Origin of the sequence: Lutibacter sp. (genome assembly GCF_041596795.1) — a bacterium.
Taxonomy (GTDB): domain Bacteria; phylum Bacteroidota; class Bacteroidia; order Flavobacteriales; family Flavobacteriaceae; genus Lutibacter.
The window spans coordinates 1-15,409 of record NZ_JBFHHX010000084.1; the positions used below are offsets into that span (position 1 = coordinate 1).

A 15,409-nucleotide genomic window follows, 5' to 3' on the forward strand; every position below is an offset into this window, starting at 1 on the left:
TTACACTGTTAGGGATAATTACAGTTGATAATTCATTTTTATAAAATGTATAACGCCCTATTTTTAATAAAGTTTCAGGAAATACAATTGAGGTGATACCTTTCTCAACAAAAGCTGATCCAGAAATTCCTGGATCTCCCCAAATCTCTGTCACAGTTTGCCCGTCTAATGTTTCGGGGATAATGATATCTGTTAAGGTAAAGTCATAAGAGCAACTCATTATAACTCCATCGGTAACTACAACATCGTCATCGGTTAATGTGTATTGTTGCGCTTGCAGTATAAAAGCGCATAAAAAAATTGAAATAAAGAGTATAAGTTTTTTCATAGGGTGAGTTTTAATTAATACTTAAATTTTTAAAATTTAAATTTAAGACTAATTAACCCTTATATTAAAAAGTGTACATTTTCTTAATAAAACCCCCTATTTTGTAAATGAAGTATGCGTATTTATAAATAAAGTAAGAATTACAAAGGTTAAAACGTGGTTAAAAAAATGACTAAAATGGCTAAAATCTGCGTATTTTTATAAATTACGTTGGTATAGCAATGCTAATTTTTGTTCCGCTAGACGTATTATTATCAAACAAATCGAAAATTTCTAGCGTAATATTGGTTTTGTACAACTGATTATAAATTTGAACTTGTTTTTTATTTAACCGTATTCCTTTACCACTTTTATTAGTATCTTTTTCGCTATTTTGTTGTGCTTTTTCTCTACCAATACCATTATCTTCTATAGTAACTATAATGGTATTTATAGTTTTTTTAACAGCTATTTTTAAAACACCTTGGTAGCTAATATTAACAAATGCATGTTTAATAGCGTTTTCGGCAAAATTTTGTAGTAACAACCTAGGAATACTAATTTTTTCAGTATCTAAATTTTCTTCAACTTCTATTACAAAATTAAAAACCTTGCTAAACCTACTTTTCATTAAAATAAGATAGCTTTCTGTAAATTTTAATTCTTCGCTTAAATCCCAAGAATCTTTATCTGAAAAGAACATTGCAGAACGCATTAAACTTGAAAAGTTGGTCATTAAATCATACGCTTCAAAACGTTCTCCTTTTAAAACTTTTGCAGAAACAGTATTTAACGCATTAAAAGTAAAATGTGGATCTAGCTTAGAATTTACTAATTGAAGTTGTAATGCTGTAATTTCCTTTTGTAATTTTTCTCTTTTTAAAACTATGCGTCTTCCTAATTTTTGAGGTAAATAAACAAAACCAACACTTAATAAATAAATAACAAAAAAAAGTAAAAACCGAAATGGATAATATTTAGTATTAGTAAGTAAATAAGTGTATAAAAAATATTGGTCTGTAACCATTAAAAGCTGACCATTTTTAATTGGTTTTGTTTGGGCATAAAAATTCCAGCTTTTTAAATACAAATTTTTTCCAAAGTTTAATTGTTGCTTAAAATTATCTAAATATAAACTGGCTGTATTTGTTTTATAATTTGTTCCAATAAAAGCATCAGTATTAGTATGCAATGAAAAATTAATTAAACTTTCTATTGGTAAACTTTTAGATACCTTTGTTTCTTCTAACTTCATAATTGAAGGGTTGTACTCATAAAATTTTAACATGTTATTTTCAAAACATTCAATTATATAGTGTTTTTTTTCACCCTTTTTAACAACAATTACTTTATCTCTAGGGCTAGTTTTATTACTAATAACCTTTTTTAAAATTTTTCCTTTAGTATTAATAGATAACACAAAATTACCTGAAGATTCTGTTGTTTCATTTAACACATAAAAATGAAATTGATTAGCATATGGCAATGGTCCGCTTACTTGCGTTGTTATTCCGTTAAAAGAAATTGGTTCAAAAATAAATTCTAATTTATCATTAAAACCAAATATTCTAGAGCTGTTATCATTATACGGAAAAGGAAAATCTGGCGGACAATTATCTGTAGCTTTGCTTTTACTTATTAAAATTAATTTATTATCATCTGTTTTAAACGGTACAACAAAATGCTGACTACCCGTGTTTATAGAACTAATAAACGTATCATTTACAAAATCATACGCCATTATTTTTCTTGGAACCAATGCATAACCAGCGTTTATTAAAAAATATAGTTCTGCTACGCCATCATTGTTATTATCGTGGTTAATAATTGGACGTAAAACAAAATCTTTTACATTTTTTCCTGTTCCAATAGTAGTTACAAACCTGCCATAAACAATTATTTTTGACGTTTTAAAGTCTACAGCGTTTAAAAAAAGTGAATCTGCTTTTTGTGTAAACACAAATAATTCTTTAATGCCATCGTTGTTAACATCATTAAAAATAGGCGTGTTTAAATTTTCTTGATCTGGAAGTTTTCCATAAAAATTAAATTGCTCTTTAAGCAAACTATTGTTTTGTTGAAAGCTACAACAGGCAAATAAATTACCATAATTTAAAATATCTATATTATCTTTTACACCATCATTAGTAACATCTTCAAAAAAAGTAAGATGTTTAGATTTTTCTCTGTCTTCTTGCTGTTGTAAACTTAAATTGTATTTATTAAATAATTCAGGTAGTAATAAACTTATTATAATTGTTGGAATTAAAGCTAAAAACCACGGACTTGCTAAAACAATAAGAAAATTATTTTTAATTTTTAATTGCCAAAATTTACCCATTCCCAAAAATTGTATTGAACTCTCTTAAAAATTTAGCTGAAGCATTTAAGGTAATTTCCTGGTTATCTAACTTTATTAAACAAGATTTGTTCTTTTTATTTATAGCTACTATGCAATCTTTATTAACCATAACGGAACGGTTAATTTTCACAAAAACATTTTCAGGAAATTTATTTACAAAAACCCCCATATTATATGAAGCTACCATTTTATCTCCTGTTTTTAAAAACACATGAGTGTAATTTCCTTCAGCCACAAAATAAATAACATCTTTAAATGCAATTAATACTGTATCGCCTTTCGATAAAATTGGCACTTTATCGCACTCACCATTTCCAATTTTAGCATTTAAACATTTTGTAATTTTCTCAATTGTTTCCTTTAACTCTAACCTATTAACAGGCTTTAAAATATAGCTAAAAGCATTGTGTTTAATTACTTTCATTGCGTAATTATCATACGCAGTAACTATAACAATATGTACTAACGGATTGCAACTTCTAATTTTCTCTAATAATTCTATACCATTTATTAATGGCATTTTAATGTCTAAAAAAATTAAATCTATTTTAGAGTTTATAATTGCTGGAAAAACATCTAAAGAATTTGATAGTTTTTCAATTACATTAATTTTTGGGTATTCACTTAAAAGTATTTCTAAAGTATCTAATGCTTCTTGTTCATCATCAACCAGAATAGTATTAATTTGAGTCATAAAAACGGGGTCAATATTATCTAGTTAAAAGTAATAAATGTTCGCCTTAAAACCATACAAAACCACCATAAAAAAATACTAATTACTATTAAATAAAATTTGAGAATTTATTATCATAAAAAACCACTTTTTAAAAAACCATTAACTTTTAATACTATAAAATGCAAAATAATTCTCTCCAACATTTAAAACTTAACCATTCATATAAAACCGGTTATGTAAACTGCAATAGCAATTTTGCATAGTAAAATCAATTATTATATTGTTTAATTTAAAATATTATATTTGGGATAACTAAAAAAACTACACATTATTAATGCGAATTGTTAAAAAAATAATCCTATTTTTTATTGTTTTATCTATTTTGATAACTGCAGGTTTATGGATTTATTTTAACAGTTTAAAACCAAATTACGAAGGAACTATAAAATTATCATCCATTAATAATAAAACTACTGTATATTTTGATGATTTTGGAATTCCGCATATTTATGCGCAATCTCAAGAAGATGCTTTTACATCTTTAGGCTATGTTCACGCCCAAGACAGATTGTTTCAAATGGAATTAATACGACGTATTGCTCCAGGCAAACTTTCGGAAATATTTGGAAAAGAAATGCTTAAAACCGATGTGTTTTTTACCAAATTAGGCATTGAAGAAGCTTCAAAAAAATCGATCGAAAAATTAGATAAAAACAGTGAGGTTTATAAATTATCAATGGCTTATTTAAATGGCGTTAATCAATTTATAGAAGAAGGCTCAACACCAATAGAATTTACACTTATAGGCATTAAAAAAGAAAAATTTCAACTATTAGATGTTTATAATATATTTGGCTACATGTCGTTTAGTTTTGCAATGGCACAAAAAACAGATCCGTTGTTAACTATTATTCAACAAAAATTAGGTGAAGCGTACTTAAAAGAATTAAACATTGCTACCAATCCTAATTCAACACTTATTAAAAATTCAAAAGCAAGCATAGAAAGCTTTGAAAATATTATTAATCAGGCAAATACCGCTTTAAAATCTTCACCTATTCCACCGTTTATTGGCAGTAATAGTTGGGTAGTTTCATCAAAAAAAACAAGTACCGGAAATGTATTATTTGCCAACGATCCTCATATTGGATATTCACAACCATCCGTTTGGTACGAAGCCCATATTTCAACGCCAAATTACGAAATGTATGGCTATCATATAGCCGGTGTTCCTTTTCCACTTTTAGGGCATAACAGAAATTTTGCCTATGGATTAACTATGTTTGAAAATGATGATATAGATTTTTATCAGGAAGAAAATAATCCTGCAAATAAAAATCAGTACAAAACTCCTGAAGGCTATAAAAACTATACAACAACTTATAAAACTATTAAAGTTAAAGACAGTTCAGATGTTATTGTAGAAATTAAATCTACTCGTCACGGACCTATAATGAACCATGCAATTAATGATATTTCGCAAGCCGAACCTGTTGCAATGTCTTGGATTTACACGCAATTCACTATTAAATCTTTAGAAGCTTTATACACCATTTCACATGCTACTAAAATGGAAGATGTTAAAAAAGGAGCTGCATTAATTCACGCGCCAGGTTTAAACATTATGTATGGCGATGCTAAAGGAAATATTGCTTGGTGGGCAACCGGAAAATTATACAAATTAAAATCGGATGCAAATAGAAGTTTTATTTTAAACGGTGCAACAGGTAAAGATGATGTTGATGCTTTTTTAGATTTTACCCAAAATCCAATGGCTGAAAATCCATCGTGGAATTATGTATATTCAGCTAACAATCAACCAGATACTATTGCTAATATTTTATATCCAGGTTATTATTTATCTGAAGATAGAGCCAAAAGAATTGTTCAACTAATAACGCCTAAAAACAACTGGACAAAAGAGTCTATGAGTGCAATGATTAATGATGATATTTCTCCTGTTGCTTTAGAAATAGTGAAAGAATTTACCCCTTTAATAAATTACAATTCCTTAACTAAAAACCAACAAAGTGCCTTTGATATTTTACAACTTTGGAACGGCTCTAATTCTATTGAAAATATAGCTTCCACAATTTATAATAAGTGGGTATATTTGTACCTGAAAAACACCTTTGAAGATGAATTAGGTAAAGAATTATTTAATAAATTTAATGCTACACACGTTATGAAGGTTGCAATTGCAAACCATCTTAAAAAAGAAAATTCAATTTGGTGGGATAACGTATCAACACCAGAAAAAACCGAAACCAGAAAGGATATTGTATCAAAATCGTTTGTTGAAGCAGTAAATTTATTAGAAAAACAACTTGGCAACAATATTATGGGCTGGAATTGGGGAAAAGTTCATATCTTAGAGCATCCGCATCCGTTAGGAACAGTTTCTTACTTAAAAAAATATTTTAATGTAGGTCCTTTTCCTATAAATGGTGCTAAAGAAGTAATAAATAATACTGGATTTGAATATAATAATACTGGGATTTACAATGTAACATTTGGCCCATCAACAAGAAGAATTATAGATTTTTCTGATGTTGAAAACAGTATAAGTATTCTTCCAACAGGACAATCTGGAAATCCTTTTAGCAAACATTTTAAAGATCAAGTAGAACTTTATAACAAAGGAAAATTCAGAAAAATGAAATTAAATAAAAAAGAAATTATAGCAACATCCACAATACTAACTATTTTACCAAAAAATGAGTAAGCGAATAACCATCAAACAAATTGCACAAGCACTGCATGTTTCTATTTCAACTGTTTCAAAAGCTTTAAATGATAGCTACGAAATTAGCGATGAAACAAAAAAGAAAATTCAAGAATATGCAAAGCTGCATAAATACAAACCAAACACCTTAGCTTTAAGTTTACAAAATAAAAAAACTAAAACTATTGGTATTATTATACCAAATATTTTAACCTATTATTTTGCCAGAGTTTTACGAGGTATTGAAAAAGTAGCCACAGAAAAAGGCTACAATATAATTACCTGTATTACCAACGAATCTTACAAAAAAGAAGTTGATACCATGGAAATGTTATCTAATGGTACTATTGATGGATTTATAGCTTGCTTATCTGAAGAAACATTAAAACTTCAAAAATATGATCACTTTCATGATATTTTAGAAGAAGGCACACCAATTGTGTTATATGATAGAACTCACGCAGAAATAAATTGCGACAAAGTAGTTACAGACACAGTAAAAAGCGCCTATAAAGCAACCCGATTTTTAATGAAATCAGGATGTAAAAACATAGCTTTAATTTCAGTTTCTGAAGGTTTAAATGTTAGTGAATTTAGTGCAAAAGGTTATAGAAAAGCACTTAAAAAATATGATTATACTATTAATGAAAATTTAATTATTCGCCAACACGATGAAACTAATTTAAAAGAGCGAATAATAAAAATGCTAGAAAACAATAAAGTAGATGGTATTTTTACAGTAGATGAAATTTCAGGTGCTATTGCAATTCAAGCATTAGATGCAAAAAAAATTAAAATTCCAGCAGAAGTTTCTATAATTGGTTTTACAAACGGAATGATATCGCGTTACAGTACTCCACCACTTACAAGTGTTAATAGATTTGCACATACAACCGGAGAAACTGCAGCAACTAGATTAATTGATAAACTTGAAGAAAAAATTGATTTTGATGATATTAAAACAGAAATTATCAAAACAAAACTGGTTGAAAGAGAATCAACTAAAAAACTTTTTATAAAGTTTTAGTTACATAAATAAATTGCTATGCTTGTTAAAATTTTTGGTAGTGCCGTTTTTGGTGTTGAAGCTACTACTATTACTGTTGAAGTAAATATAGATAAAGGAATTGGCTATCATTTAGTTGGATTGCCAGATAATGCTATAAAAGAAAGTAGTTACAGAATTTCTGCCGCTTTAAACAATAACGGCTATAAGCTACCTGGTAAAAAAATTACCATAAATATGGCTCCGGCTGATTTACGAAAAGAAGGTTCTGCGTACGATTTAACCTTAGCTTTAGGAATTTTAGCCGCATCTAACCAAATAAAATCTAACAACATTGAAGAGTACATTATTATGGGAGAACTTTCTTTAGATGGAAGTTTACAACCCATAAAAGGTGCTTTACCAATTGCCATTAAAGCATTGCAAGAAGGTTTTACAGGTTTTATTTTACCAAAACAAAACGCTAAAGAAGCAGCAATAGTAAGTGGTTTAAAAGTTTATGGAATTGAAAATATTACTGAAATTATTAATTTTTTCGATAAAAATATACCTTTAGAACAAACCATAATAGATACAAGAGCTGAGTTTTACAAAAATTTAGACAATCCAGAGTTTGATTTTGCCGATGTAAAAGGACAAGAATCCGTAAAACGATCAATGGAAATAGCTGCTGCTGGCGGTCATAATATTATTTTAGTTGGCCCTCCAGGAAGTGGAAAAACAATGTTAAGCAAAAGACTTTCATCTATTTTACCACCAATGACCTTACAAGAAGCATTGGAAACTACAAAAATACACTCGGTTGTAGGTAAAGTAAAAGATTCTGGATTAATGAGTCAACGCCCTTTTAGATCTCCACATCACACAATTTCTGATGTTGCCTTAGTTGGAGGCGGACAATATCCACAACCTGGTGAAATTTCATTATCTCATAATGGAGTTTTATTTTTAGATGAATTACCAGAATTTAAACGAACCGTTTTAGAGGTAATGCGTCAACCTTTAGAAGACCGAGAAGTTACTATTTCACGCGCTAAATTTACAGTTACTTATCCAAGTAGTTTTATGTTAGTTGCCAGTATGAATCCAAGTCCGAGTGGTTATTTTAATGATCCTGATGCTCCTGTAACTTCGTCTCCTGCAGAAATGCAACGTTATTTAAGCAAAATATCTGGTCCTCTTTTAGATAGAATTGATATTCATATTGAAGTAAATCCTGTTCCTTTTGAAAAATTATCAGAAGAAAGATTAGGTGAGCCAAGTAAAAATATCCGTGAAAGAGTAACCAAAGCAAGAGAAAAACAATCGGAACGTTTTAAAGAAATTAGTAATGTACATTACAACGCTCAAATGAGTGTAAAACAAATACGTAAATATTGTAAACTAAGCGAAGAAAGTAAGACACTTTTAAAAAACGCTATGGAACGTTTAAATTTATCAGCCAGAGCTTACGACAGAATTTTAAAAGTTTCCCGAACTATTGCCGATTTAGAAGGTGTTGAAAATATAAGTTCTGCACATATTTCTGAAGCCATTCAATACCGAAGTTTAGATAGAGAAGGTTGGTTGGGGTAATTCTTAAAATTTTGTTAATTTTATTCTAAAATTCGATAGATCACTTTTAAAAAATGCAATTTTGATTAAACACTAACAAAATCAAAGTTCATGAAAAAAATTTCGCTTTTAGTAATAACCTGCTTTTTTACAATTTCAACACTATTTTCACAAGAAAATCCATTAATTCACTCTCCATCATTAAGCCCTGATGGAAAAACAATTGCTTTTAATTATCAAGGTGATATTTGGACAGCGGATTTAAATGGAAATAATTTAAAAAGATTAACCATTCACCAAGCATACGACACCAATCCTATTTGGAGCTCTGATGGAAAAACAATTGCTTTTAACAGTGATCGTTTTGGCAATGATGATATATTTACAATTGGTATTGATGGAGGAATTCCTAAAAGAATTACTTACCATTCAGCAAACGACCAAATAACAGATTTTACTGCTGATGGAACTATTTATTTTACTACTTCAAGAGAATTTGTGCAATTGGAACGCGAACCAGAAGTACATTTTGTTAGCGAAAATGGAGGAACACCTTTTAGATTGTTAAATGCTGTTGGTTTTGATGCAACACTATCTCCAAACAAAAACTTTATTGCTTTTACCAGAGGTTCTTGTAGAATTGAACGTGAAGCGTATGTTGGTCCTGCTAACAGAGATATTTGGGTGTACGATATAAAAAATGACAAATACAATCAAATTACTACTTTTCAAGGGCAAGATTTAGCACCACAATGGGCAGATAATACAACATTGTATTTTCAATCTGCCATAACTGGAAAATACAATGTTCATAAGGTTTCTATAAATGAAAACGGACAAAAAGATGGTGATATTTCACAAATTACTTTCTTAAAAGATTTGGGATTATTTTCTTTTAAATTAAGTAAAAATGGTAGTGATTTAGTTTACGTTTCAGGAGACAAAATAGCTACGCTAAACGTAAACACAAAAAAAATAACCCCAATAAATATTTCACTTCAAAGCGATTATAGATTTGATCCTATTGAAAAAAAGACATTTACGTCAGATGCATCTGAAATAGAAGTTTCTCCAAATGGTAAATTAAGTGCTTTAGTTATTCGTGGTGAAATTTTTATTATGGAAAATGACCCAGAAAAAAGTCGCGCAATAAATATTTCAAATTCTGCATACAAAGATGAAGATATAGCTTGGTTAAACGACACTACATTGCTTTTTGTTTCCGATAGAAATGGAACCAACAATATTTACAGTGTTACCTCTAATGATGCTACAAACAAAAATTTATTTACAACCTTAAAACATAAAATTACCCAGCTTACTAATAGTAAAGATGGAAATACAAACATTAAATTGGCTCCAAATAAAAAACAAATTGCCTATAATAATGGGTATGGAAAATTAATTGTAGCCACTATTTCTGAAGATGCAAAAATAACCAATGAAATTACTTTGGTAAATGGATGGGACACTCCTTCACACGTTGGATGGGCGCCAGATTCTAAATGGTTAACATACACCTTAGCCGATTTATATTTTAACGATGAAATTTATATTCATAAGGCAGATAATAGCATAAAACCAGTAAATATTTCTATGCATCCAAAATCAGATACTGGAGCAATTTGGAGTGAAGATGGATCAAAAATAGTGTTTTCATCAAACAGAAATAATGGTGATCACGATATTTGGTTTGTTTGGCTTCAGAAAAAAGATTGGGAAAAAACCAAACAAGATTGGGATGAAGTTGTTGATGAGAAGAAAGACAAAAAAGAGGACAAAGACGATAAAAAAGATGAGAAAACAGACAAAAAAATTGTTGATGTACTTATAGATTTTGAAGACATTCACGAACGCCAGCAACAAGTTACTGCATATAATGGTGGTGAATATATTGTTGCTGTTTCTAAAGATGGTAAAACATTTTATTACACAACTGGCAACAGCGGAAGAGGAAACCCAGATGTTACGTCAGACTTATTTCAAATTAATTGGGATGGAAAAGAAAACAAAGAAATTACAACAGGAAATTCTGGTCCAAAAAATGTAACCTTAACCTCTAAAGAAGATTTTATCTACTATTTAAGCAAAGGAAAAGTAAACCGAATAAAACTAGCAGGTACTAAAAAAGAAAGTTTACCATTTTCAGCAAAAATGACCATTGATTATACAGAAGAATCAAATCAAATATTTGAAGAAGCTTGGAACACTATTCAAGATCGTTTTTATGATCCAAATCATCATGGTAAAAACTGGAAAGAACTTAAAAGTATTTACAAACCGCTTGCCTTAAAAGCATCTACAAGAGAAGATTTTAAATATATTTTCAATATTATGTTAGGTCAAATTAACGCAAGCCATATGGGAATGTATCGTGGAGAGGAACGAAAAGAATTACAAAAAGAAACCACAGGTATTTTGGGTATTGAATTAAATCCAACTTCAAACGGCTTATTAAAAGTATCAAAAGTAGTTCCTAATTCAGCCGCAGACAGAGAAAGTAGTAAGTTAGTTGTTGGAGACATTATTACCGCTGTTAATGGCGAAAAAGTTTCCACTTCAGAAAATATTTATAAGTATTTAATTGATACTAACAACGAGAAAATTATTTTAGGAGTAAATTCAAATGGAAAAGAGAAAGAAGTAATTATTAGACCTAAAACAAGTGGTAGAGATGATAATTATAATGCTTGGGTTAAGGAATGTAAAAGACTTACTGATGAATATTCTAACGGTCGTTTAGGGTATATTCATATTCAGGGTATGAACTGGGAAAGTTTTGAACGTTTTGAACGTGAATTAACTGCTGCTGGTTTAGGGAAAGAAGGAATTGTAATTGATGTTAGATATAATGGCGGCGGATGGACAACAGATTATTTAATGGCTGTATTAAATGTTAAACAACACGCTTACACAATACCTAGAGGTGCTTCCAACGATTTAAATAAAGATCATAAAGATTTTAAAAACTATTATCCATATAGTGAAAGATTACCTTTACCAGCTTGGACAAAACCAACGGTAGCAATTTGTAACCAAGCAAGTTATTCTAATGCTGAAATATTTTCACACGCATATAAGGAACTAGGGCTTGGTAAATTAGTAGGTATTCCAACTTTTGGAGCTGTAATCTCTACCGGCGGACAAACTTTAATTGATGGATCTTATGTTAGAGTTCCTTTTAGAGGATGGTTTGTTAAATCTTCAGAAAAAAATATGGATTTTACACCTGCAATGCCAGATGTGGTTATTGATAATTATCCTGATGAAAAAGCAAAAGGAAAAGATTCTCAATTAAAAGCAGCTGTAGACGAATTATTAAAAACAATTTAAAAAGGGGATATTTCCCCTTAAAGAAGTATGTAAAATCCCCTTAACTGAAACAATCAAACTATCTAAATTTGTTCACAGGAAAAAGAAAAGTATCTATTGCCATTTGGGGAAATTGCAAAGAAAAAAAACCTTTCAGAAATGAAAGGTTTTTTTTATGCTTAAACTTAAGTTAAGTAGTTTATTTTTTTCTTATTTCTTTAATTAAAGCCATCGCGTTTTTAACATCTTGCTCTAATTTAGCATAATCTTTATTTTTAATAATATCACTAGATATTAATTGAGATCCCATTCCAACACAAGTAACACCAGCGCTAAACCAAGCTGTTAAGTTTTCTTTAGTAGGAGAAACTCCTCCTGTTGGCATAACACTTGTCCAAGGTTGAGGTCCTTTTATTCCTTTTACAAATTGTGGTCCATAAATATCACCAGGGAATAATTTTACAATCTCACATCCTAATTCTTCAGCTCTAGTTATTTCAGTTAAAGTTCCACAACCAGGAGACCATAAAACTTTACGTCTATTACAAGCAATTGCAATATCCTCTCTTAAAACAGGAGTTACAATAAAGTTTGCTCCTAAAGCCATATATAATGAAGCAGCAGCAGCGTCAGTTACTGACCCAACTCCCATAATCATTCCAGGTAATTCTTTAACAGCATATTTGGTTAATTCACCAAAAACTTCGTGAGCGAAATCTCCACGAGCTGTAAATTCCATTAATCTTGCTCCACCATCGTAACAAGCTTTTAATACTTTTTTACTTAATTCTAAATCGTTGTTAAAAAACAAAGGAATCATCCCTGTTTCTTTCATCGCAGTTGCAACTTCTATTCTTGTAAATTGTGCCATAATTATTATTTAATTGTGTAATAGTTATAATGTGTAATTGTTAATTATTAATTAACTATACCCAGTTTAATATTTTTTTAAAATCGTATGCTGATGGATCTTCAACATATTTTTTTGCTTTTTTATAATCTTTCTCTTTTATATAAGTCAAATTATTTATAAATAATTGTGCCATATCAGATTCAATATCAACTAATCTTGGTTGTACTTTACCATTTTCGTCTTCAAAATCTTTTAAGTAAAGAGGTGAAATATCTCCTCTAGAGTTGGCACTTACTATACAACCGGTAATTCCTTGGTCATATAATTTTTTAACCCCTATTCCTAATAAAGTACATAAGGTTAAATCAAATGCAATTGGATTACAACATCTTAATTCATATCCAATTTCAACTGGTCTGGTTTTAATATCCAGTCCTAGTTCTTTTAATTTTAATTGTAATAAGTAGTTAAAAATATGAGACTTGCTCACATTTCCTAATTCTGGATGACCGTGATCATCGTAGGTAAAATTAATTCCTGAATTTTTAATTTCGTCTTGATCCATAAAATGGAAAACACCTTCACTCACCAACGCTACTCCATATTCAACTCCACTAACCTTACTTTTAATTATTGAAGAAATAATCATATTTGTAATTTTTTCAAAAGTAATGTTGGTTTTATTAAACATTTCAGGAATAATCATCATTGGAAAATGACAAGCCGAAGCAATTCCAAAAGCCAAATGGCCCGCAGATCTTCCCATTGCAGACATTACAAACCAGTTTTCACTAGTTCTAGCATCTTCATGTACTGTGTTTCCAATTCTAACACCTTCATCTTTTGCTGTATGAAAACCAAATGTTGGATTTCTATCAGGTAAAGGTAAATCGTTATCTATAGTTTTAGGCACGTGAATATGCGCAACATCTAACTTATTATTAACTAAAAATTTTGTTAATCTACTTGCAGTTGATGCTGTATCATCTCCACCAATAGTTACCAATAGTTTAACATTATTTTTTTTAAAAAAAGTATCGTTAAAATCAGCATCTTTTGGCTTAAACCTACTCATAATTAAGGTAGAACCTCCTCTACTAAAAATTCTATCTGCTTTATGAAAATTGAAGTATTTTACGGATGGATTTTCGCTTAATAAACCTTTAAAACCATTATGAACTCCTATAACTTCATAACCGTCTTTTAAAAAGGTTTTTGCTAAAGTACTTATTACTGTATTAATACCAGGTGCAGGTCCACCCCCACAAATTATTGCTATTGATTTTTTCATAACAGAATTAAATTTATTAGGATTGGAAAGTTAAGCTGTATATACAGTTTAACTTTCCTAACTTAACCTAAATATTATTGGATATTTTTATCGAGCAACTCTACCAGAAGCATCTCCACCCATTAACTTATTAACTTCTTCAACAGTTACTAAGTTAGCATCACCTTTAATAGTGTGTTTTAAACAAGATGCTGCAACAGCAAAGTCTAAAGCATTTTGATCATCATTTGGATAGGTTAATAATCCGTAGATTAAACCTCCCATAAAACTATCTCCACCACCAACTCTATCTACAATATCTGTAATTTGGTATTGGCGTGTTTCAAACATTTTTTTCCCATCGTATAAAACACCTGCCCAAGTATTGTGTGATGCAGATATAGAACCTCTTAAAGTAGTAATTACTTTTTTAGCTCTTGGGAATTTTTCCATCATTTGTTTACAAACAGATAAGAAAGCTTCAGCTTTTACATCGTGTCCGTGAGTTTGAACTGCTGCTCCATCAGGCTTAATACCAAAGTGCATTTCTGCATCTTCTTCATTACCTAAAATAATATCACAGTATGATGTTAATTCTGTCATTATAGCTTCTCTATCTCCTCCGTATTTCCAAAGTTTTGCTCTGTAATTTAAATCGGTAGAAATTGTGATACCTAATTTGCTTGCTGCTTTTACTGCTTCTAAACAAACATCAGCTGAGCTTTGCGAAATTGCAGGAGTAATACCTGTCCAATGGAACCATTCAACACCAGCAAATACCTCTTCCCAATTAATCATTCCTGATTGGATTGTAGACATAGAAGAATATGCTCTATCATATACTACTTTAGATCCACGAGATACAGCACCTGTTTCTAAGAAATAAATTCCTAAACGGTCTCCACCCCAAACAATTTTATCTACACCAACACCTCTTTTACGCATTTCCATCATTGCACATTCACCAATATCATTTTTTGGTAAACGAGTTACAAAATCTGTAGAAATACCATAGTTTGCTAATGATACTGCTACGTTAGATTCTCCACCACCATAAACAACATCAAAATTATCTGCTTGTGAAAATCTCAAAAATCCTTGTGGAGCTAATCTTAACATGATTTCTCCAAATGTTACTACTCTACTCATTATTTATTTTAAATTATAAAATTGGCGTAGAAAACTCCACGCCAATTTTTATTAAACTTTATACTAATTAAATACCTAAAGCTTGACCTCCACCAATTTGGATAGTTTCAGCAGTTATAAAGGAAGCATCTTTACTAGCTAAGAAAGATACAACTGAAGCAACTTCTTCTGGCTGACCTAATCTTCCTAATAAAA

11 protein-coding genes are annotated in these 15,409 nt (G+C 30.0%); 4 read left to right on the forward strand and 7 right to left on the reverse strand.

Annotation, left to right across the window (positions count from 1 at the left end; genetic code table 11):
* The 3 genes from ABY298_RS10505 to ABY298_RS10515 all read right to left on the reverse strand — a co-directional run.
* The coding region (locus tag ABY298_RS10505; protein ID WP_372746009.1) for a leucine-rich repeat protein at nucleotides 1-328 on the reverse strand (328 nt) is incomplete at its 3' end.
* A gap of 205 nt (nucleotides 329-533) precedes the next feature.
* The gene (locus ABY298_RS10510; RefSeq protein ID WP_372746010.1) at nucleotides 534-2,648 is read right to left on the reverse strand and encodes a histidine kinase; all 2,115 of its coding nucleotides are present in this window, start codon (nucleotides 2,646-2,648) and stop codon (nucleotides 534-536) included.
* Nucleotides 2,641-3,363 carry a LytR/AlgR family response regulator transcription factor gene (locus ABY298_RS10515; protein WP_372746011.1) on the reverse strand — a complete coding sequence of 241 codons (723 nt, stop codon included), beginning with the start codon at nucleotides 3,361-3,363 and terminating at the stop codon, nucleotides 2,641-2,643. Before ABY298_RS10515 ends, ABY298_RS10510 begins: the two co-directional genes overlap by 8 nt.
* Before the next feature lie 316 nt (nucleotides 3,364-3,679).
* On the opposite strand from ABY298_RS10515, the gene ABY298_RS10520 reads away from it, so the two are divergent.
* From ABY298_RS10520 to ABY298_RS10535, 4 genes are all read left to right on the forward strand, one after another.
* Nucleotides 3,680-6,070 carry a penicillin acylase family protein gene (locus ABY298_RS10520; protein ID WP_372746012.1) on the forward strand — a complete coding sequence of 797 codons (2,391 nt, stop codon included), beginning with the start codon at nucleotides 3,680-3,682 and terminating at the stop codon, nucleotides 6,068-6,070.
* Nucleotides 6,063-7,097, forward strand: a complete 1,035-nt coding sequence (locus tag ABY298_RS10525; RefSeq protein ID WP_372746013.1) for a LacI family DNA-binding transcriptional regulator — start codon at nucleotides 6,063-6,065, stop codon at nucleotides 7,095-7,097. Before ABY298_RS10520 ends, ABY298_RS10525 begins: the two co-directional genes overlap by 8 nt.
* 18 nt (nucleotides 7,098-7,115) lie before the next feature.
* The gene (locus ABY298_RS10530; protein WP_372746014.1) at nucleotides 7,116-8,651 is read left to right on the forward strand and encodes a YifB family Mg chelatase-like AAA ATPase; all 1,536 of its coding nucleotides are present in this window, start codon (nucleotides 7,116-7,118) and stop codon (nucleotides 8,649-8,651) included.
* Between the two features lie 90 nt (nucleotides 8,652-8,741).
* On the forward strand, nucleotides 8,742-11,963 hold the full coding sequence (locus ABY298_RS10535; RefSeq protein ID WP_372746015.1) for a S41 family peptidase: 3,222 nt from the start codon (nucleotides 8,742-8,744) through the stop codon (nucleotides 11,961-11,963).
* Between the two features lie 178 nt (nucleotides 11,964-12,141).
* On the opposite strand, the gene ABY298_RS10540 is transcribed toward ABY298_RS10535, so the two are convergent.
* The 4 genes from ABY298_RS10540 to ABY298_RS10555 all read right to left on the reverse strand — a co-directional run.
* Nucleotides 12,142-12,813 (reverse strand): bifunctional 4-hydroxy-2-oxoglutarate aldolase/2-dehydro-3-deoxy-phosphogluconate aldolase, encoded by a 672-nt coding sequence (locus tag ABY298_RS10540; RefSeq protein WP_372746016.1) that lies wholly within the window; start codon nucleotides 12,811-12,813, stop codon nucleotides 12,142-12,144.
* A gap of 55 nt (nucleotides 12,814-12,868) precedes the next feature.
* A complete protein-coding gene (locus ABY298_RS10545; protein WP_372746017.1) occupies nucleotides 12,869-14,086 on the reverse strand; it encodes a 6-phosphofructokinase in 1,218 nt (405 codons plus the stop codon).
* An 87-nt stretch (nucleotides 14,087-14,173) separates the two neighbouring features.
* Nucleotides 14,174-15,214, reverse strand: coding sequence for a PfkB family carbohydrate kinase (locus ABY298_RS10550; RefSeq protein WP_372746018.1), 1,041 nt, complete (start codon nucleotides 15,212-15,214; stop codon nucleotides 14,174-14,176).
* A gap of 67 nt (nucleotides 15,215-15,281) precedes the next feature.
* Nucleotides 15,282-15,409: SDR family oxidoreductase (locus ABY298_RS10555; protein ID WP_372746019.1), on the reverse strand; the 128-nt coding region annotated here is incomplete at its 5' end.